The sequence below is a fragment of the Gymnodinialimonas sp. 57CJ19 genome, assembly GCF_038396845.1.
In the GTDB taxonomy this organism is placed as follows: Bacteria; Pseudomonadota; Alphaproteobacteria; order Rhodobacterales; family Rhodobacteraceae; genus Gymnodinialimonas.
In genome coordinates this window covers 3,148,550-3,166,149 of record NZ_CP151587.1, presented here as the reverse complement: position 1 = coordinate 3,166,149, position 17,600 = coordinate 3,148,550, and the positions used below count along the sequence as shown (strand labels likewise).

The 17,600-nt window shown below is 61.7% G+C and carries 22 protein-coding genes; 7 read left to right on the top strand and 15 right to left on the bottom strand.

Annotated features, from left to right (window positions below; genetic code table 11):
- Nucleotides 1-140: 140 nt before the first annotated feature.
- A complete protein-coding gene (locus AADW23_RS15440) occupies nt 141-680 on the bottom strand; it encodes a TetR/AcrR family transcriptional regulator (RefSeq protein WP_341861832.1) in 540 nt (179 codons plus the stop codon).
- Between the two features lie 83 nt (nt 681-763).
- On the opposite strand from AADW23_RS15440, the gene AADW23_RS15435 reads away from it, so the two are divergent.
- Nucleotides 764-1,135: a hypothetical protein gene (locus tag AADW23_RS15435; protein ID WP_341861831.1), complete on the top strand. Its 372-nt coding sequence runs from the start codon at nt 764-766 to the stop codon at nt 1,133-1,135.
- Between the two features lie 234 nt (nt 1,136-1,369).
- Here AADW23_RS15435 and AADW23_RS15430 read toward each other — a convergent pair whose 3' ends face one another.
- Nucleotides 1,370-2,155 carry a hypothetical protein gene (locus AADW23_RS15430; RefSeq protein WP_341861830.1) on the bottom strand — a complete coding sequence of 262 codons (786 nt, stop codon included), beginning with the start codon at nt 2,153-2,155 and terminating at the stop codon, nt 1,370-1,372.
- Nucleotides 2,156-2,520: 365 nt separating this feature from the next.
- The gene (locus tag AADW23_RS15425) at nt 2,521-3,723 is read right to left on the bottom strand and encodes a pyridoxal phosphate-dependent aminotransferase (protein WP_341861829.1); all 1,203 of its coding nucleotides are present in this window, start codon (nt 3,721-3,723) and stop codon (nt 2,521-2,523) included.
- 108 nt (nt 3,724-3,831) lie between these two features.
- Between AADW23_RS15425 and AADW23_RS15420 the strand changes: the two genes are divergently transcribed.
- The 3 genes from AADW23_RS15420 to AADW23_RS15410 all read left to right on the top strand — a co-directional run bounded on the left by AADW23_RS15420 (nt 3,832) and on the right by AADW23_RS15410 (nt 5,107).
- The gene (locus AADW23_RS15420; protein WP_341861828.1) at nt 3,832-4,233 is read left to right on the top strand and encodes a helix-turn-helix domain-containing protein; all 402 of its coding nucleotides are present in this window, start codon (nt 3,832-3,834) and stop codon (nt 4,231-4,233) included.
- Nucleotides 4,230-4,505, top strand: coding sequence for a succinate dehydrogenase assembly factor 2 (locus AADW23_RS15415; protein ID WP_341861827.1), 276 nt, complete (start codon nt 4,230-4,232; stop codon nt 4,503-4,505). The genes AADW23_RS15420 and AADW23_RS15415 overlap by 4 nt, the downstream gene beginning before the upstream one ends.
- 104 nt (nt 4,506-4,609) lie before the next feature.
- Nucleotides 4,610-5,107, top strand: a complete 498-nt coding sequence (locus AADW23_RS15410) for a winged helix DNA-binding protein (protein WP_341861826.1) — start codon at nt 4,610-4,612, stop codon at nt 5,105-5,107.
- 23 nt (nt 5,108-5,130) lie between these two features.
- Here the strand turns inward: AADW23_RS15410 and AADW23_RS15405 are convergent, their stop codons facing one another.
- Genes AADW23_RS15405 through ccmA form a run of 5 tightly spaced genes read right to left on the bottom strand, consistent with a single transcriptional unit; the run spans nt 5,131 to nt 7,963 of the window.
- Nucleotides 5,131-5,730 carry a DsbE family thiol:disulfide interchange protein gene (locus tag AADW23_RS15405; protein ID WP_341861825.1) on the bottom strand — a complete coding sequence of 200 codons (600 nt, stop codon included), beginning with the start codon at nt 5,728-5,730 and terminating at the stop codon, nt 5,131-5,133.
- Complete coding sequence (gene ccmD, locus AADW23_RS15400) at nt 5,727-5,888, bottom strand: heme exporter protein CcmD (protein ID WP_341861824.1); 162 nt, start codon at nt 5,886-5,888, stop codon at nt 5,727-5,729. The genes AADW23_RS15405 and ccmD overlap by 4 nt, the downstream gene beginning before the upstream one ends.
- A complete protein-coding gene (locus tag AADW23_RS15395) occupies nt 5,888-6,619 on the bottom strand; it encodes a heme ABC transporter permease (protein WP_341861823.1) in 732 nt (243 codons plus the stop codon). The genes ccmD and AADW23_RS15395 overlap by 1 nt, the downstream gene beginning before the upstream one ends.
- Nucleotides 6,620-6,674: 55 nt before the next feature.
- Nucleotides 6,675-7,331 carry a heme exporter protein CcmB gene (ccmB, locus tag AADW23_RS15390; RefSeq protein WP_341861822.1) on the bottom strand — a complete coding sequence of 219 codons (657 nt, stop codon included), beginning with the start codon at nt 7,329-7,331 and terminating at the stop codon, nt 6,675-6,677.
- A complete protein-coding gene (gene ccmA, locus AADW23_RS15385; protein ID WP_341861821.1) occupies nt 7,328-7,963 on the bottom strand; it encodes a heme ABC exporter ATP-binding protein CcmA in 636 nt (211 codons plus the stop codon). The genes ccmB and ccmA overlap by 4 nt, the downstream gene beginning before the upstream one ends.
- 238 nt (nt 7,964-8,201) lie before the next feature.
- Between ccmA and acnA the strand changes: the two genes are divergently transcribed.
- The gene (gene acnA / locus AADW23_RS15380) at nt 8,202-10,982 is read left to right on the top strand and encodes an aconitate hydratase AcnA (RefSeq protein ID WP_341861820.1); all 2,781 of its coding nucleotides are present in this window, start codon (nt 8,202-8,204) and stop codon (nt 10,980-10,982) included.
- 75 nt (nt 10,983-11,057) lie between these two features.
- On the opposite strand, the gene AADW23_RS15375 is transcribed toward acnA, so the two are convergent.
- Nucleotides 11,058-11,654, bottom strand: a complete 597-nt coding sequence (locus AADW23_RS15375; protein WP_341861819.1) for a tyrosine-protein phosphatase — start codon at nt 11,652-11,654, stop codon at nt 11,058-11,060.
- A gap of 172 nt (nt 11,655-11,826) precedes the next feature.
- Between AADW23_RS15375 and AADW23_RS15370 the strand changes: the two genes are divergently transcribed.
- On the top strand, nt 11,827-12,534 hold the full coding sequence (locus AADW23_RS15370) for a DUF1223 domain-containing protein (RefSeq protein WP_341861818.1): 708 nt from the start codon (nt 11,827-11,829) through the stop codon (nt 12,532-12,534).
- On the opposite strand, the gene AADW23_RS15365 is transcribed toward AADW23_RS15370, so the two are convergent.
- From AADW23_RS15365 to AADW23_RS15350, 4 genes are all read right to left on the bottom strand, one after another.
- The gene (locus AADW23_RS15365; RefSeq protein WP_341861817.1) at nt 12,531-13,448 is read right to left on the bottom strand and encodes a lysophospholipid acyltransferase family protein; all 918 of its coding nucleotides are present in this window, start codon (nt 13,446-13,448) and stop codon (nt 12,531-12,533) included. The genes AADW23_RS15370 and AADW23_RS15365 overlap by 4 nt on opposite strands.
- 4 nt (nt 13,449-13,452) lie before the next feature.
- Nucleotides 13,453-14,325 carry a DMT family transporter gene (locus tag AADW23_RS15360; protein WP_341861816.1) on the bottom strand — a complete coding sequence of 291 codons (873 nt, stop codon included), beginning with the start codon at nt 14,323-14,325 and terminating at the stop codon, nt 13,453-13,455.
- Nucleotides 14,322-14,756, bottom strand: a complete 435-nt coding sequence (locus AADW23_RS15355; RefSeq protein WP_341861815.1) for a TIGR01244 family sulfur transferase — start codon at nt 14,754-14,756, stop codon at nt 14,322-14,324. Before AADW23_RS15355 ends, AADW23_RS15360 begins: the two co-directional genes overlap by 4 nt.
- 206 nt (nt 14,757-14,962) lie before the next feature.
- Complete coding sequence (locus tag AADW23_RS15350; RefSeq protein WP_341861814.1) at nt 14,963-15,178, bottom strand: hypothetical protein; 216 nt, start codon at nt 15,176-15,178, stop codon at nt 14,963-14,965.
- Between the two features lie 129 nt (nt 15,179-15,307).
- On the opposite strand from AADW23_RS15350, the gene AADW23_RS15345 reads away from it, so the two are divergent.
- Nucleotides 15,308-15,580, top strand: a complete 273-nt coding sequence (locus tag AADW23_RS15345; protein ID WP_341861813.1) for a DUF2312 domain-containing protein — start codon at nt 15,308-15,310, stop codon at nt 15,578-15,580.
- On the opposite strand, the gene AADW23_RS15340 is transcribed toward AADW23_RS15345, so the two are convergent.
- A complete protein-coding gene (locus AADW23_RS15340) occupies nt 15,577-16,476 on the bottom strand; it encodes a GNAT family N-acetyltransferase (protein ID WP_341861812.1) in 900 nt (299 codons plus the stop codon). The two genes, AADW23_RS15345 and AADW23_RS15340, sit on opposite strands and share 4 nt — an antisense overlap.
- A gap of 44 nt (nt 16,477-16,520) precedes the next feature.
- Complete coding sequence (locus AADW23_RS15335; protein WP_341861811.1) at nt 16,521-17,396, bottom strand: hypothetical protein; 876 nt, start codon at nt 17,394-17,396, stop codon at nt 16,521-16,523.
- Nucleotides 17,397-17,600 lie beyond the last annotated feature (204 nt).

Sequence of the window (17,600 nt, the reverse complement as noted above, 5' to 3'; positions counted from 1 at the left end):
CCTAGCGGGCGCGGGGCGTGCGGGCAAGGGGCGAGGCCCGTGTGGTGGGGTGCTCAAGCTTGAGCATCTTCGTAAGCTATTGTTGATACTCAGTATTCCGTTTGAGCTTAACGGTTTGTTAAGGGTTTAGACTTGACCACTTAGTCGAGCAGGCGATCTACCAGCAGCGTCAGGGCTCCGGCTGTCTCAGACATGCCGCGGGCTTGCAGGTCGTCGAGGCCGACGAAGGCGCCGTAGAACAGCGTCGCGGCAGAGCGGGGGTGGCCGAGCGGTTCCAGAAGGTCGGCCACGTAGTCTATCCGCGCCGTGTCGATTGCGGCGACGGCCTCTGCCGCGCGGGCATCGCGGAGCGACCAGGCGCGGATGGCCGGCTCGATCAACAGGCCGCCAAAGCGATCCGGCGCGCCGTCGTTGGCGATTTGTGCGAGGTGGCGCAGCTTGGTCTCGGGCGTCGGAAGGGCCTCCAGCGCGGCGACGATCCCGGTGAAAGCCTTGTCCTGCCAGAGCGCCAACATGGCGGCGTGGAAGGCGGGCACATCTTTGAAATGATGATAGAAACTGCCCTTGGAGGTCTTGAGCCTGCGAGCCAACGGCTCGGCCTTCACGGCCTCGGGGCCACCTTCGGCAAGGGCGCGGAAGCCAGCGGCGATCCAATCATCAGGGGTGAGGCGATTTGTCATGAGCGGACCATACGGATGCGTATTGTGCAGCGCAACACTTTGACCATACGGTGGCGTATGGTTGTTTGTGAAAGGGTAGGCTGATGACTGTGCGCGCTTTGAATGTTCCGATTGTAGTGGCCGGGGGGCTGTATCTGGCAACGGCGGCGATCCACGCGTTCATGGGCGGGCCAGAGGTCAACGCGCCGGTGCAGGCGAGCGGGTTGGACCCGCTGGTGCGGGCCGTGTCAGCGGTTGTGTGGCACGCGCTGACGGCGATCTTCGTGGTGTTTGGCGTGGCGCTTCTGTGGACCGCGCGGAGGCCGAGCGCGGCGCTGGTGTGGACGGTGCTGGCGGTGTCTGTGGCGTTTGTGGGGTTGTTCTTGGGGGGCGGCGTGGTGGCGCTGGGGACGGTGTGGCCGATGCCTCAGTGGGTGCTCTTTGGGGGGATTGCGGGGTTTTGGGATGGGGGGTGAGGCGAGAAGGGTGAGCGGTAGGCGGGTCTTAACCGATTTTCCGCATGCAGCACAAAGCTCCAGTATCGCAGAAAAAATGCCTCAAAATCTCTCAAGACCGAGAGGAAGCGCCACTGTATGACCTAAACGCAGCTTTCAGAGATAACCGGAGACAAGGAGACAAATATATGCACCGAAATAACGCGTGCGAAGCTCAGTCCGGCGTTTTTCCCCACTCTCGCGCGGCTATTGGTTCTAATCAGATTTATCTTCTATAGCGGCGTACCGCGTGCGATCTGCGGTAATCAAAAATGCTAAATCTCCTTCGCCTCCCGGCTTGTCAATTTGGGACTTTATTACAAAATCCACTTCCATGATCAACTTTGTTGCAAGCGAATTCGGAGCCACTCCGAAAGCGATTGACGCCACCGCCGTACCGGAAAGCCCCTGAACGTCGTTGTAACAGGTCGCGCGGCCAGCGATGGTTGCTTGGTTCGATGTGGGGGCGTAAGGATTGCGACCACCGCCACCTCCCGTACCGACAATCTCATTAGAGAGTTTGAATTGGCGGGGTTCGGAAATTTCGATCCAAAGCGGTTCCTTTGAGCGGTTACGCGTAAAGAATCGCGCCACAAGCTCATGGCTGTCAACGGTCCTTTTGCATGACAGTCGAAAGAACTCATCAGGACTCGGGACCAAATGATGCCCGTCCGCGTTCGGAGAGCCTTGGGACGGTGAAAACTCGGGTGCATTGATTTTTCTTGCGTCGATACGCTCATTTGACTTCGCTGCTATAGGAATAGATGCCGAGGCTGTTACTAGGCGCTTCTGGGCAAAAAAATGTACCCACATACCGATCCCAATACCCATGACTAACGTGAGAAGTGGCATGTTGTTCGTTAGCACATCCACAAACGGCAAGGCGAAATTCTCAGTATCCCATCCAAGAATATCGAAAAGAGCTTCGAAAAACGGCTCCACTAGCATTGCCGCGAGTGGCCCGAGAAAAAATATAAGACCAATGGTTCTGAGCGCTGACATATAGGCACTAATTTCACACACGGTTTCGGTTGTGGAGTCCCAAACATCAACATGTTCGCCGTGGTTTGACAAAAGTCCGGAAATTTCAAGAGCTGATCTTGATCTTCTTTTTGGGGTTGGGAGCGGTCACTGCTGTCGCTGAGCCTATCCTAGCCGGCGTTACCGTCGCCGGAGCCGTTAACGTATGCTCCCTCGCCAAATCTTTGATTTGGCAGCGCCCGAACCGCCCCCGTCGTGCCGAAGGCACGCCTATGGCGTGACGCGGGCGCTTCACGCCCTCCCCTCGGTTCGGGCGCGGTTGCGCGTAATGGCAGAGGTCTGGTCGTTGGGGGGTGCGAAGGCGGGCCGGGGCCCGCCCTACGCCATTAGCTCAGGTCTGCGCAGAACTTCTGGATGCGGGTGCAGGCTTCCTTGAGGTTCTCGTCCGAGGTCGCGTAGGACACGCGGAAGGCGGGCGACAGGCCGAAGGCACCGCCGAAGACCACGGCCACGCCGTTTTCCTCCAACAGCGCCTTGGCGAAGGTCTCATCCGTGTCGATCTTCGTGCCCCCGGCCGAGGTCTTGCCGATGCAGCCATGGATCGAGGGGTAGACGTAAAAAGCGCCTTCGGGAGTTGGGCAGTCGATGCCCTCGGCCTCGTTCAACATCTTCACCACCAGATCGCGGCGACGCGCGAAGGTTTCGTTGTTGGGGGCAAGGAAATCCTGCGGCCCGTTCAACGCCTCCACGGCGGCCCATTGGCTGATCGAACAGGGGTTCGATGTGGATTGCGACTGCACTTTGCGCATCGCTTTGATCAGCTCATCGGGACCCGCGGCATAGCCGATACGCCAGCCAGTCATCGCATAGGCCTTGGAGACGCCGTTACAGGTCAACGTGCGGTCCATCAGCTTGGGTTCAACCTGCGCGGGGGTGGCGAATTCGAAGCTGTCGTAGACGAGGTGTTCGTACATGTCATCCGTCATCACCCACACATGGGGATGCTTGAGCAGGACATCGGTTAACGCCTTTAACTCTTCCGCCGTATAGCCCGCGCCGGTGGGGTTGGAGGGAGAGTTGAAGATGAACCACTTGGTCTTCGGCGTGATCGCGGCGTCCAACTGCTCGGCCGTAATCTTGTAGCCGGTCTGGGAGGGGCCTTCGACGAACACAGGCTCGCCCCCCGCCAACAGAACCATATCGGGGTAGGAGACCCAGTAAGGGGCGGGGATAATCACCTCATCGCCGGCATTCAGGGTCGCCATCAGCGCGTTATACAGAATCTGTTTGCCGCCGGTGCCCACGGTGACCTGTGCGGTGGTGTATTCCAGATCGTTATCACGCTTGAGCTTGGCGACGATCGCCTGCTTCAGCTCTGCAATCCCATCAACGGCCGTGTATTTCGTCTTGCCCGCATCAATCGCGGCTTTAGCGGCGGCCTTGATGTTTTCAGGGGTGTCGAAATCGGGCTCACCCGCGCCGAGGCCAATCACGTCCTTGCCCTGAGCCTTCAGCTCGGCAGCGAGGTTGGAGACGGCGATGGTGGGAGAGGGTTTCACCCGGGCAAGCGTGTCGGAAAGGAAGGGCATCGTGTCGCGTCCTTTGGGGATGGAGCCCGCCAAGATCGGGCTATATTGCAGATAACAGGTGCATAGAGCGGCCTATCGGCGCGATCAACCTCTAGGAGAGACATTCCCATGGACGACCAGTCAAACGACGGAACCACATGGTTCGATGCGGAGACCACGACCTTCGGAGATCGCGTCACCGGCGCGCGCGAGGCCGCAGGGCTGACGCAGCCCGAATTGGCCAAGCGGTTGGGCGTAAAGGTAAAGACGGTGCGCGGATGGGAGAACGACCAATCCGAGCCTCGGGCCAACAAGCTGGGCACCTTGTCGGGGGTTCTGGGCGTGTCGATGATGTGGTTGCTGGCGGGGCATGGAGAGGGACTGGACAGCCCGGAACTAACCCAGCCCGTTGACGCGGACGTAGAGAAAATCCTGATTGATCTGCGGCAGATGCGGCAGGAACAGATCAATCTGGCCGAGCGGATGGGACGGATCGAAAAACGCCTGCGCGCCGCCCTTGGCAACCCATGAGCGAGCCGCGCGAAACCCGCCTGAAGCGCCTGCGTCTGCGGGCATGGCACCGGGGCATCAAGGAGATGGACCTGATCCTGGGCGGTTGGGCTGACCGCAATCTGGCCCAGGCCGACGATGCCACCCTCGATGCGTTTGAAGCGGTGATGGCAGAGTCCGACCACGACCTGTATCAGTGGGTATCGGGACAGGCGGAGGCGCCCGCGGAGTTGGCGGAAATGGTCACCCGCATCGGTGCCGATATGCGGCCAACCTTGGGGCGCGGGGCGTAACCCTCTTGTAAGGCGCTCAAACTAAATAATTTTTCTGGTTTAACGGAATGTTCGTGTTTTTCCCCGAATCTACGGAGAAAGCAGTGATTGCGGAGCCAAAAATTATGAGTATGCATGCGCCCCTCGCCTCGCCGACCCAAGCGGGTTTCTTGGCAGGCTATCTAGAATCCCTCGCGATGGTGGAGCGATTGCATCGACTGCTCCTCGACGTGATAAAAGATGAATTCGAACGCTTGGGGGTGCTTGATATCAACGCCGTCCAGGCGCTGTTGTTGTTCAATATTGGCGACAATGAAGTCACCGCAGGCGAGCTGAAATCGCGCGGTTACTATCAGGGGTCCAACGTCAGCTATAACCTCAAGAAGCTGGTCGATATGGGCTATATGCACCACCAAAAATGCGAGATTGACCGCCGCTCTGTCCGGGTGCGCCTGACGGAAAAGGGCCGCCATGTACGCGACACCGTCGATGGCCTGTTTGAGCGCCATTCAGAAGGGTTGGAAAAGCAAGGTGTGCTAAACGCCGATGGTGTGGATCGGCTGAACCATTCCCTTAAGCGGATCGAACGGTTCTGGTCCGACCAAATTCGCTACATCTACTAGGGTCGCGTCCCGATGCTGCGCGCTCAGTTTGACTCAATCGGAGCGAGCGGCGGAAGATCGGGCAGCGTGTATCCGGCCTCTGCCAAGGCAGGGCGGACCTGGTTGTCGAGCGATCGGCGCACGATGGGGCCGCGAAAGTGCAGGACGATAACGCCGTCGGCATTGATGAAGAAGGTCTCGGGCATCGCCACAACACCCCAATCGCGGCCATTGCGGGCGGCGGGGTCGGCACCGATCAGATCGTAGGGGTTGCCCAGTTCCTCAAGGAACGACAGGGCCTGAACCTCTCGGTCGCGATAGTTGACACCGTAAAGCGGCACCCCGGCCTCGGCCAAGGCGGTCAGGGTCGGATGTTCGGCTCGGCAAGGGGGGCACCAAGACGCGAAGAAATTCAGGATGACCAGATCTTCCCCCTCCAACGCATCACGTGTCAGAAGCGGGGTTCCGGGCACCAGTTCCAGATCAAGGGGCGGGGCAGGGTGACCTTGCTGCGGCGACGGCAGGGCTTGGGGGTCAATGCCCGCGGTTTGGGCGTCTTGATTGTTCATCAACTGCCAGCCGGCAATTCCGAAAAAGCTGGCGGTCAGCGCCAGCGGAAGGATCATTAACCAATTGAGTTTCACGACGGACGTCCCGATGCTTTGCGGGCTTCAACCTCGGCCAAACGTCGCGCCACGCGGCGCGAGCGGGCCACAGAGAAGGCGATCAGCGCACAAAGGCACAATATCGTCCCACCGTAAGCTGCCAGAACCGGCACGGCATATTGTCCAAGATCAACCATCAAGCCATTTGCTCCTGTGCGATCAGAGCCTTCAGGCGTCGAGCGCGGATTTCAGTTCGGGTGCGGAACAGGACGAGCGCCACGAACAGAAGGAAAAACCCGCCGATACAGGTCCACAGCGGATAGGCGAAGACATCGGCGACGTTCTCTTCTGCATCCATGCTCAGCGACGCGCCCTGATGCAGGCTCTGGTTCCAGAACAGGATCGCATAGCGCGAGATGACAGCAAAAACCGTTCCCACAAGACACAGGACCGAGGTCAGATCCGCCGCCGCGTCGGGGTTTTCGACAGCCTCCCACAGGGCGATGTAGCCCAGATAAAAAAGGAACAGGATCAAGAACGCGGTCAAGCGCGGGTCCCATTCCCACCACGTGCCCCACATGGGTTGGCCCCAAACCGCCCCAGTCAGAAGGCCGATCAGCGCGAAAACCATGCCCACGGGCGCGGCCGCCTTGGCAGCCAGGGCGCTGACGTGATGGCGGCGTACAACCCAGATGATCGAGGCGACGAGCATCATGAACCAAGCCGAGGTTGCCATGATCGCGGCGGGCACATGGATGTAGATGATCTTGACCGTCGATCCTTGGCGGAAGTCGTTGGGAGTAAAGAAGAAACCCCAGATCAGCCCCCCCACTACAAACAGTGCGGCCAATGCAGAAATCCAGGGCAGAAGCGCCCCAGAGGTTGCCATGAACCGTCGCGGGTTCGCGTATTCCCAGATCGAGGACATGGGCGGAACATAGGCGGGGTATCAGCGGGTCACAATGGGGCGTTCGGACGCAAAGCTAGCGCAGATTGACGCGGAGGGCGCTGGCCGCCGCAAAGGGCAAAATCGCACCGGCCCCAAGGGTGATCCCGGCCAATAAAAACAGGGGCGCGGCGGCGTCCAGCCCCTGCGCCCCACGCGTCACCGTCAAGGCACCAAAGATCAGCGTCGGCACGTAAAGCGGCAGGACCAGCAACGACAGGAGGAGCCCGCCGCGCTTGATCCCCACGGTAAGCGCGGCCCCAAAGGTGCCGATGGCCGACAGGGCGGGGGTGCCCACCGCCAAAGAGGCGATTAACCAAGGATAAGCCGCGCCGGGCAGGTTCAGCAAAAGGGCCAAAACCGGGGCCAGAGCCACCAGCGGCAAGCCGGTCGTCAGCCAATGGGCCAGCGCCTTCAAGGCGGCGGCGGCCTCTAGCGGAAGCGGGGAGGTGGCGATCAGGTCAAGCGTCCCGTCCTCCCAATCCAGTTGAAAGATGCGGTCCAGCGACAGGAGGCACGCCAACAAGGCCCCAAGCCATAGCAGGCCGGCGGCGATCTCGGACAGACGCGCGGTCTCCGGCCCAATCCCCAAGGGAACGAGGGCGGTAAAGACAAGGAAAAACGCAAGGCTCAGACCAAAGCCACCGCCCGCGCGGAAGGCGAGGGTGAGGTCGCGTTTCAGCAGGGCAATCACAGCGCCTCTCCCAAAAACGGATCATCGGCGAAGGGATCGCTGGCGGGAAAGCCCTTGGCGATAAAGGGCGTGATGTCCAACGTGCGGGCCGTGGGCAAGCCAAGGTCGATATGGGTGGCGATGATGGCCGCGCCCCCATCGCGCAAATGCGCCTCGACCGCCGAGACAAAACGGGCGGTATTCTCGGTATCAAGGGACACCGTCGGCTCATCCAGCGCCCAAACGGTGCGCCCTGTGACCAGAAGGCGGGCCAGGGACAGGCGGCGCTTCTGCCCGGCAGAAAGCTCTCCGGCGGCGCGATCGGCAAGGGGGAGCAGGGCAAAGGCCGCAAGGGCGGGCGCGATATCCGAGCGCCCAAAGATCCCGGCCCAGAACAGCAGGTTTTCCTGCACGGAGAGCTGTGATTTCAACCCATCGGCATGGCCGGCATAGGCGATGGCCTCGTCTGCGTGGTCGATCGTGCCCGCAAGGGGCGGGGTCAGCCCCGCCAGGGTGCGCAAAAGCGTCGTTTTGCCCGCGCCGTTGGGGCCACGCAGAATTAACGCTTCTCCCTCCGTAAGGGAAAAGGACACGCCCGCAAGGACTTGGGCAGGCCCACGGGCGCAGGCAAGATTGGTAACGGTCAGAACCATTCTCTTTCGGTAACGGGTTTGGCGCGAGCGGGGAAGGGGGTGCGGCCGGGCTTGTGACCCGCCCTGCGCTCTAGTGGCCCTGACGGATTGCTTGGGGACCTTATGGGGTGCTGAAATGTATGCAATTGCATACAAAAATTGTCGCAGGGACCTTTTGACCGCTTGTTTACATGCGGCAGAGGTGGCACATGCACCCGTGACAAGACCTTCGCAGCACACACCGGACAGGAGCCGCTTTATGCCCATCACCGTTGGCCACGATCAATCCAAGACCCGTAAGACATTGACCGTAGGGGACCAGTCGGTCGCCTATTACTCGATCGCCGCCGCAGAGGCCGCGGGCCTTGGCGACTTCTCCAAACTGCCCGCCGCCCTGAAGGTGGTGCTGGAGAACATGCTGCGGTTTGAGGACGGCAACACCGTTTCCGTGGACGACATCAAGGCGTTCAGCGAATGGGCCACCAAAGGTGGCAAAAACCCCCGTGAAATCGCATACCGTCCCGCGCGCGTGCTGATGCAGGACTTCACCGGCGTGCCCGCCGTGGTCGACCTTGCCGCCATGCGCGACGGCATCAAGAACCTCGGTGGCGATCCGCAGAAGATCAACCCGCTCAACCCCGTTGATCTGGTCATCGACCACTCGGTCATGATCGACGAGTTCGGCAACCCGCGCGCGTTCCAGATGAACGTGGACCGCGAGTACGAGCGCAACATGGAGCGTTACACTTTCCTCAAGTGGGGCCAGACCGCGTTCAACAACTTCCGCGTCGTGCCCCCCGGCACCGGCATCTGCCACCAGGTGAACCTTGAGTACCTGGCGCAGACCGTCTGGACCGACACCGACCAGAACGGCGAAACCGTGGCCTACCCCGACACGCTGGTCGGCACCGACAGCCACACCACCATGGTCAACGGCGCGGCGGTTCTGGGCTGGGGCGTTGGCGGGATCGAGGCCGAGGCCGCGATGCTGGGCCAGCCGATCTCCATGCTGATCCCCGAAGTCGTGGGCTTCGAGCTGACCGGCGCGATGATGGAAGGCACCACCGGTACTGACCTCGTCCTGAAGGTCGTGGAAATGCTGCGTGCGCGCGGCGTGGTGGGCAAGTTCGTGGAATTCTACGGCAAGGGCCTCGACAACCTGCCGCTGGCCGACCGCGCCACCATCGCCAACATGGCACCGGAATATGGCGCCACCTGCGGCTTCTTCCCGATCGACGGCGAAACCCTGCGCTACCTGCGCACCACGGGCCGCGACGAGGACCGCATCGCGTTGGTCGAAGCCTACGCCAAGGAAAACGGCTTCTGGCGCGGCGACGATTACGCGCCGATCTACACCGATACGCTGCACCTGGACATGGGCACCATCGTGCCTGCCATCTCGGGCCCCAAGCGGCCTCAGGACTATGTGGCCCTGACGGAAGCTGCCGAGGTCTTTGGTGAATATGTCACCGGCGAGCGTCCCGGCTGGAAGGCCGACGACGAGGACAAGGAAGAATGGGCGGACGAGGGCGGCGCGCTGGCCCCGCGCGACATCCCCGGCGACAAGGGCAAGCACAAGCGTGCCAAGGTCAAGGGCGAGGATTACACGATCCACGACGGAACAATCGTGATCGCTTCGATCACCTCGTGCACCAACACGTCCAACCCCTATGTGATGATCGGCGCGGGCCTTGTGGCGCGCAAGGCGCGGGCCTTGGGCCTGACGCGGAAGCCCTGGGTGAAGACATCGCTCGCGCCCGGCTCTCAGGTGGTGTCGGCCTATCTGGAAGCGGCCGATCTGCAGGACGATCTGGACGCCATCGGCTTCAACCTTGTCGGCTATGGCTGCACGACCTGCATCGGCAACTCTGGCCCGATCCAGAAGGAACTGTCGGAAGCGGTAAACGAGGGCGACATCATTGCGACCTCTGTCCTGTCGGGCAACCGCAACTTCGAGGGTCGGATCAGCCCGGACGTGCGCGCCAACTACCTGGCGTCGCCGCCGCTGGTCGTGGCCTACGCGTTGGTTGGTGACATGAATGTCGATCTGACCAAGGACTCGCTGGGCAAGGACAAGGACGGCAACGACGTTTACCTGAAAGACATCTGGCCCACGACGCAGGAAGTCGCGGAACTGGTGGAGAAGACGGTGACGCGGGAAGCCTTCCAGGAGAAGTACGCATCGGTCTTCGAGGGCGACGAGAAATGGCAGGCCGTGGACGTGCCGCAGCAGGAGACCTACGACTGGCCGGCACAATCGACCTACATCCAGAACCCGCCCTATTTCCAGGGCATGACGATGGACACCAAGAAGATCGAGAACATCGAGGGCGCCAAGGTGTTGGCGGTGTTGGGTGATTTCATCACCACCGACCACATCAGCCCGGCCGGTTCGTTCAAAGAATCGCACCCCGCAGGCCAGTACCTGGTGGAGCGTCAGGTGCCGGTGCGGGAGTTCAACTCATACGGCAGCCGTCGTGGCAACCACGAGGTGATGATGCGCGGCACGTTCGCCAACATCCGGATCAAGAACGAGATGCTGGACGGCGTGGAGGGCGGCTATACCCTTGGGCCGGACGGCGAGCAGACCTCGATCTTCGATGCGGCGATGGCCTATCAGGAGCAGGGCACCCCGCTGGTGATCTTCGGCGGTGAGCAGTACGGCGCGGGGTCCTCGCGCGACTGGGCGGCCAAGGGCACCAACCTGTTGGGCGTCAAGGCGGTCATCGCGGAGTCGTTCGAGCGTATTCACCGCAGCAACCTTGTGGGCATGGGCGTGATCCCGTTCGAGTTCACCGGCGGTGACACGCGCAAGACCCTGGGCCTGAAGGGCGACGAGACGGTGTCGATCCACGGCCTCGACAGCGTGACCCCGCTGGCGGAAGTGCCTGCGACGATCACCATGGGCGACGGCGGCACGAAAGAGATCACGCTGAAGTGCCGGATCGATACCGGTGTCGAGATCGAGTACATCGAGAACGGCGGCGTGCTGCACTATGTGCTGCGCAACCTTGCACGCGAGTCAGTCGCGGCGGAATAAGCGCCAAGCATTGCGTTACAGGCGGGGCTCCTTCGGGGGCCCCGTTTGCGTTCAAGTTTAAGTTCAAGTTCAAGTTTAAGCGGAAAGGCTTTCCGGGTCGTAGACGTCGCGCACCCAGGCCTCAAACCCGATACGGGTGGCGGCATGGGCTTCGGCGTAGCTGTCGAGAAGCAGATTAACCACGCCCGCGCGCCCGAAAGGGTTATGCATGTATTTCAACGCCAACTGTTCCCGCGCTTGTGCAAGAGGCACGCCCTTGAAGACATGAAGGTACACAATGGCTGCGAAGCCCGTGCGATCCGCGCCGGATTTGCAGTGGATTACCATTGGTTTGGGACCATCGCGCAGCGCGTCGATCAGTTCCAGCAGCGCCGCCTTTTGGGGCAGTTGCACGGCGCGCAGGGCGATGGCGTGGAACTCCAGCCCCAACGCGGCGCAAATCTCGGCCTCACGGGCGCTGTGGGTCGAGTCTTTCCCACGCAGGCTAAGAACGGACGCCGCCCCCATCTCTTTCAGGCGCGCAAGGCGGGCGGCACTGGGGTGGTTGTGGCGCCACACATCGTCGTCGAGCTTATGGAAGTTGCGCCAGAACCCCCGAAGAAGCCCGTGATCTTTCAGCCAGTATTGGAACCACGTCGAAAGGGTGGAACGGGAGGGGGGCGTTTGCGTCATGGACCCGGCGGTATCATGGGCAGGCTAATGTGGTCCAGTGATCCCGCAAGCAGCGGGGCCGGTGTGGTGCGAAAACATCTATGTCACATGATCTCGCGAACGCTTGATTGGCCTTCGCGACAGGGATGACATAGCTGTTGGGGGACAGGACATTCAACGGATGACCAACCATATGACACATCGTTTCGGGTTTCTCACCGCAGCAGCACTTTCGGTGCTGTCGTTTGGCACGACCGCATCGGCAGATGAACCGGTGGTGGTGGAGCTTTTTACATCCCAGGGGTGTGTTTCCTGTCCGCCCGCCGATGCTATTTTGGCTGAATTGGCCGAGCGCGACGACGTGATCGCCTTGGCGTTGCATGTGGATTACTGGGATTACATCGGCTGGCAGGATACCTTCGCGCAATCGGCCTTCACGGAGCGCCAACACGCCTATGGGCGCGCCGCACGCTCCACTGTCGTCTATACGCCGCAGATGGTGATCGGTGGCGTGGATCATGTGATCGGCATCCATGCCATGGAAGTGGCCGACACAATTGCCGCCCATCGCAGTGCGCCAGACCCCGTTTCGGTCGAGGCGACGCAGACCGCGACCGGCTGGCGCGTTCATGCGACGTGGGTAGGGCAGGGACAAGCCCCCGCCATGGTGGTGCAAGTCGTGACCTATACCCCCGCCGAAGAGGTGGCGATCAGCCGGGGCGAAAACGCCGGTCTGTCGGTGGAATACCATAACATCGTGCGGTCTTGGCAGGTCGTGGCGGAATGGTCCGGTGCAGCTGATTTCGAGGCAGAGGTCTTGCCATCCAGCGACATTCCCCACGTGGTCATCGTGCAAGCCGCCGCCAATGGCCCGATTTTGGGGGCCGAGCGTCTGAACTAACGCGCGGCTTTTAGAGCCGCCTTCTCCGCGCGTTCTGGCTTCCACCGGTTATGAACCCAAAACCATTGCTCCGGCGCACCATGAACCCGTGCGGAAAGGCTGTCGTTCAGGGTGCGGGTCATGGTCTTGGCATCGGAATGGGGAACCGGAGCTTCCAGCTCGACCGAGAAATCGAGGCCATTTTCCAAGCGCGTAGAATAGATCGGCACAAGCAATGCGTTGTATTTCAACGCCATTTCCGCCGCCGCAAGGGAGGTGGGTGCCGGGACGCCCATGAAATCAAGGATCGTCCCGCCGTAAAGGTATTGGTCGATCAGGATCGCCCCCTGCGCCCCGGATCGCAGATGCTTCACGAACCCCGCAAGGCCGCGCCTGTCGCGGGTGAAAGCGCCGCCGCCGACGTCGTCAATGGTGGCGACATAATGGGCGTTCAGGTAGTCGTTATTGAGCGGACGGTAGAGCCCCCCCATCTGATACCCCCGCGCGTTCAGCGCTGCGCGACCCGCTTGGTAGTTGCCGTAGTGGCCCGAGACAAACAGGATCGGCCTGCCGTCAGCACGGGCCATTTCACAGGCGCTCCAGCCGGGCCCGGTAGGTTGCCATGTCAGGGCACGGGTCATTTGATCGGCGGTGGCGTAATTCTCCATGACCACGCGGCCTACGTTGTCCAAGACGGCGCGGGTGATGCGGCGACGTTCGCGCTCGGGCATATCGGGATAGATCATCGCAAGGTTCTGATCCGCTTGCCGCGACCGGCCCGAGAGCGGTCCCAAGATACTGCGAAACAGCCACCCCATTGCCGCCACCCGTGCCCGATGGGGCAGGCGCAGCGCGATCCAGATCAGCCCGCGCCAGAGGCGGTCTACGATCCAGTCAAACTTTGTGCGCCCGGGTCCGGGGGCGGCGGTGGACATGGGGTCAGGCTCCGGTGGCTGTGGCGCGCATTTCGCGGTGCCAGACATAGACACCCGCCCCAACGATCACAAGCGCACCCACAACGGTCGCCGTGTCGGGGACCTCGGAAAACAGGGTCAGGCCCCAGATGCTGGAGAAGACGACGCCCGAATAGCCAAAGGGGGCCACTGCGCCCGCCTCGGCGATAGTCAGTGAGCGGATCAGCAGAAACTGCCCCGCCGCGCCGATGGCCGCGAACACCAGAAAGATACCCCAATCCGCAGGCGCCACGGGCTGCCATTGCGGCACCACAAGGCATGTGGCGGCCAAGGTGCCGATCAGGGCGGTGTAAAGGAAGGAGGTCAGGATCGGCTCATCACGCCCCAGAAAACGGGTCGTCAGGGCGTATGAGGCATAGCAGCCCCCCGCCGCCAAGGGCAGAAGCGAGGACCACGTCATCACGTCCGAGCCGGGGCGAATGATGATGAGCGCCCCGGTCAGGGCAAGGGCGATGCCGATGATCCGCCGTGGGCCAAGGCGTTCGCGCAGGATCAGCGCAGCCCCGAGGGTCAGGAGAACGGGGTGGATATTCATGACGGCCGTGGCCGAGGCGATCTCCATGAAGGAGAGCGATGTGAAGAAGCAATAGGTCGCCGCGAACAGAAACGCTGAGCGCAGGAGTTGCAGGCCAAGGTGCTTTGTGCGGATCAAGGCCGGCAGACGCGGCAGCAAGAGGACGGCGACGATCACCATCTGCCCGGCATACCGCGCCCAAACCACTTGCAGGACGTCAAAGCGCCCCATCAGCATCTTGGCCATGGCGTCCATGGTAGAGAACAGGAAGATGGCGGCGAGCATCAACAAGATGCCATGGGTCGTGGGAGAACGTTCGCTCACCCGAGGTTCCGCGTGGCGGCAGCCTCCAGCGCCGGGCGCAATTGCTCGAACGGGTAGCCGTAGGACGTGGCGAGCGCGATGATCTCATCAACCGGAACATGACCGGCGGCGCCGAAGGCCCATACCACCGTGCAGCGATTGCCGGAGGCGCAGTATCCCACAACGGGGCCTTCCGCATCGGCCAGCGCGTCGCGCTGCTCGTCCACATGATCCTGGGTCATGGTGTGGCCCTGGAACGGGTTGAAGATGAAGTCGATCCCGTGGGCCTCGGCCTCGGCCTGCATCGCTGCGGCCTGAAGGGGCGCAGGGTTTTCAGCATCGGGGCGGTTACAGATAAGGGTCTTGACCCCCATGCCCGCCAAGGTGGCCACGTCAGAGGGCTCGATCTGGGGGGTGACGGAATAGGTCTCGGTGATCTTGCGAAGGTCCATGGGAAATGTCCGGGCTAAATTTGGTTGGGCGCAACCTGCCTTAAACCGGCGCGAAGGGCCAGAGCTGTGCCTGCGCCAATGGGCAGCAGATGCATGGCATCGAGAAGGGGCGTCCGGATCGGAGGTAGGTGGGGGCGCTGCCCCCGACGCATCGAAGATGCGCCACCCCCGGAGGTGTAAGGCCAAGGTGAATGGGGGAGCGGAGGTTAGCTGAGGAAAACGCCCAGAACGACGCACATCAGGCCAAGCACAGAGAGCAGGAGCGCGCCCATGTTGATGGCCACAATCTTTTGCAACCGTTGGCGCATGGCGGCGTCGTCAAGCCCGGAGCGTTTGGCAGAGATCGCTTGAAATATGCAATAGCCGAGCAAGCACAGGCCGATCACGGCGAGACCGCTGCCCACTAGTACCAACCAACCCATGATGAACCCTCTCGTCGTTTTGGGAGACACTAGTGAAGTTGGCGCAGGCTGCAAGTCTTGCAGGCGCGGTGCGGCGCGGCTACGGAAGAGATATCGAGAAGTCCGGTGAATTAACAAGGATCAGGCCCTATGGAAGACATGCAAGAAACCGACGCCCGCCCCGACAGCTACCGCGTAACGGCCGATGAGCTGCGCCAGTTTATCGAGCGGATCGAGCGCCTAGAGGCGGAGAAGAAGGACATCGCGGAGCAACAGAAGGAAGTGATGGCCGAGGCAAAGTCTCGGGGTTACGACACCAAGGTGATCCGCAAGGTCGTGGCGCTGCGCAAGCGGGAGCCCGACGATATCGCCGAGGAAGAGGCGGTTCTGGAGATGTACAAAGAAGCGCTTGGCATGAGCTAAGCGTCCCGCGCTATGGGCAGGGGCAGCCATTGCCCCGCCCGCAAGGCTGCCATATCGGCCTGCGTGTTGAGGCGCAGAAGGTTGGAGATGGCGCCGTTATGGCTGCGGTCCTGGGCTGTCAGCCAAGGAGAGAGTGCGTTTCCTGGGGCGTGGAGAACCTTTGTGAGTGCAAGGTTCATGGAAGGCGTCCCCCGCGGAACGGATGAAGCTGGGGCGGTCTGGCCGAGAGCGTGCAATGTCGCGAAGGCGATAGCGGCACGATCTGGCATGGCGTGCAGCGCGGCAAGATCCCCGGGCGCGATCCTGAGACAATAGCGGCGATCAGAATGGCCCATATCAACGGGCACCTCCAGGACAAGGCCGGATGCGGTTTCGACCACCAGCGGCTGCCAGGCCCCACCATAGAATACAATGGGGTCGGCCTTACCCAGTGCGCGCACCCAAAGCTGGCTTGGCGCGCCTCCTAGCTGCACCTCTCCGGCGTTCCTGAACCCTGTTTTCTGCAACACGCGGCTGGAAGCGGGGTTGGCGGGCCGTGCCAAGCCGTGGAGATACGGCACCTTCAGGGAGGCATCCGCCAAGGTGACCAAGCCGTTAGTCAGGAGGCTTGCCCATCCTTTACCCCAGTCCTGCGGGCGCAGGTGATAGGAAAGGTTCAGGCCCGGAAATCCCCGTCGAACTGACAAGCCGCAAAGGCCGACCTTGGTGTCGCCGGCCATCACCACATAGCGCCCCAGACCGTGGCGTTCCCAATGGCTGAAGGTCTCGCCATGGGCCGCCGCAATGGCCGCCTGCGTCGGGAGGGTCGGGTCCGGCTTGTGGCTGTGCATTTGCGGGGCGGCCATCAAGCTTTGGACGAACGCCAGATCCTCTGCCGTGATGCGCCGTGCCGTCAAGCTGCCAGCTTTGAACGTTTCCGGCGCGAGGGCAGGGTGGGTCCTCATGGGGTCAGAAGGTTTACACCGGGGATGCGGGCGATGACATCCATATCCTCATCATAGCTTTGGGACATCTCGTCCATCAGCTCTTCCGTCCAGCCGGGCAGGTTGAGCGTTTCCTCAATCTCGGCGTCCTTTGCATAGCGCTCCAGGAACGCGGCCAAGACACGGCGGCGCTGGGTCTCGGTCTCGGGCGGGTTCTGATCCAGCCAGCCGCGCATCCGGCGGTAGCCTTCCTCCTCCATGATCGAGGCGGCGAGATCATCGATCCCGTCAAGTTCCGCGCCGGGGCCGACACCAGCCATTTCGCGCAGGATCTCGCCCCACAGAAGCGGCGTATCCTCGTTGCACCATGTGGTGATGCGGCAATCGGGATGGGCCATTTGCAGGCGGCGCAAGGTTTCAGACCACGCGACGGCGTGGGGCTGCATGTTCTCGGTAAACTCTTGAAAATCCGAGAAACGAGAGGCCTTGAACAGGGCAGGGATCAACGTGGCGGGATCGCGCATACCGATAAAGAATTCGATCTGCGCCTGAGGGAATAGGGCGCGTAACCCCGTCGCGGCACGCTCCACCATGGGCCAGATTTGCGCGCCTTGGACCACAAGACGGTTGATGCAGACAAAGCGTGGGTCCGACAGGATCAGGCGGTCGACCTCGGCATCATCGACGATGGCATCCAGCAGCGCGTCCTGCACATCCTCGCCCGCGGGCCGCCCCTTGAGCGCCCGCGCCGTATCGCGGATGACCGAGCGGTAGCGCCCCGGCGGCGGCACAGAGATCCCCGCCTGCGCCAATCGCAGACGGTTCTTCAATAACGACATCATTAGCTGGTCTGCATCGGTGCAGGGTGCGCCGAGATGATAGACAACCTGCATGGTCTGATTTCTGCCCTGATCAGAGTTTTGAAGGAGTGTAACCCCAACCGGCAACAGGGTGCAATTGCCGTTCGCAGCCCTCCGTTGTTGGAGATCCGGGGCCGTGTACCGCTGTGATCGGAAGATTTGAGCAAATTCTGTCGACCCAGAGGCGTTTTCCCCGTTGCCCGCCGCCGCAAAACCTTGCTATAGCGCGTCCCGTAG

Coding starts and splice junctions, on each gene's coding strand:
- AADW23_RS15420 (WP_341861828.1), top strand. CDS start 3,832: ATGGACGACCAGTCAAACGACGGAACCACATGGTTCGATGCGGAGACC.
- AADW23_RS15410 (WP_341861826.1), top strand. CDS start 4,610: ATGAGTATGCATGCGCCCCTCGCCTCGCCGACCCAAGCGGGTTTCTTG.
- AADW23_RS15365 (WP_341861817.1), bottom strand. CDS start 13,448: ATGTCCACCGCCGCCCCCGGACCCGGGCGCACAAAGTTTGACTGGATC.
- ccmD (WP_341861824.1), bottom strand. CDS start 5,888: ATGGTTGATCTTGGACAATATGCCGTGCCGGTTCTGGCAGCTTACGGT.
- AADW23_RS15395 (WP_341861823.1), bottom strand. CDS start 6,619: ATGTCCTCGATCTGGGAATACGCGAACCCGCGACGGTTCATGGCAACC.
- ccmA (WP_341861821.1), bottom strand. CDS start 7,963: ATGGTTCTGACCGTTACCAATCTTGCCTGCGCCCGTGGGCCTGCCCAA.
- AADW23_RS15370 (WP_341861818.1), top strand. CDS start 11,827: ATGACACATCGTTTCGGGTTTCTCACCGCAGCAGCACTTTCGGTGCTG.
- AADW23_RS15430 (WP_341861830.1), bottom strand. CDS start 2,155: ATGTCAGCGCTCAGAACCATTGGTCTTATATTTTTTCTCGGGCCACTC.
- AADW23_RS15350 (WP_341861814.1), bottom strand. CDS start 15,178: ATGGGTTGGTTGGTACTAGTGGGCAGCGGTCTCGCCGTGATCGGCCTG.
- AADW23_RS15435 (WP_341861831.1), top strand. CDS start 764: ATGACTGTGCGCGCTTTGAATGTTCCGATTGTAGTGGCCGGGGGGCTG.
- AADW23_RS15440 (WP_341861832.1), bottom strand. CDS start 680: ATGACAAATCGCCTCACCCCTGATGATTGGATCGCCGCTGGCTTCCGC.
- acnA (WP_341861820.1), top strand. CDS start 8,202: ATGCCCATCACCGTTGGCCACGATCAATCCAAGACCCGTAAGACATTG.
- AADW23_RS15335 (WP_341861811.1), bottom strand. CDS start 17,396: ATGCAGGTTGTCTATCATCTCGGCGCACCCTGCACCGATGCAGACCAG.
- AADW23_RS15355 (WP_341861815.1), bottom strand. CDS start 14,756: ATGGACCTTCGCAAGATCACCGAGACCTATTCCGTCACCCCCCAGATC.
- AADW23_RS15375 (WP_341861819.1), bottom strand. CDS start 11,654: ATGACGCAAACGCCCCCCTCCCGTTCCACCCTTTCGACGTGGTTCCAA.
- AADW23_RS15415 (WP_341861827.1), top strand. CDS start 4,230: ATGAGCGAGCCGCGCGAAACCCGCCTGAAGCGCCTGCGTCTGCGGGCA.
- AADW23_RS15345 (WP_341861813.1), top strand. CDS start 15,308: ATGGAAGACATGCAAGAAACCGACGCCCGCCCCGACAGCTACCGCGTA.
- AADW23_RS15425 (WP_341861829.1), bottom strand. CDS start 3,723: ATGCCCTTCCTTTCCGACACGCTTGCCCGGGTGAAACCCTCTCCCACC.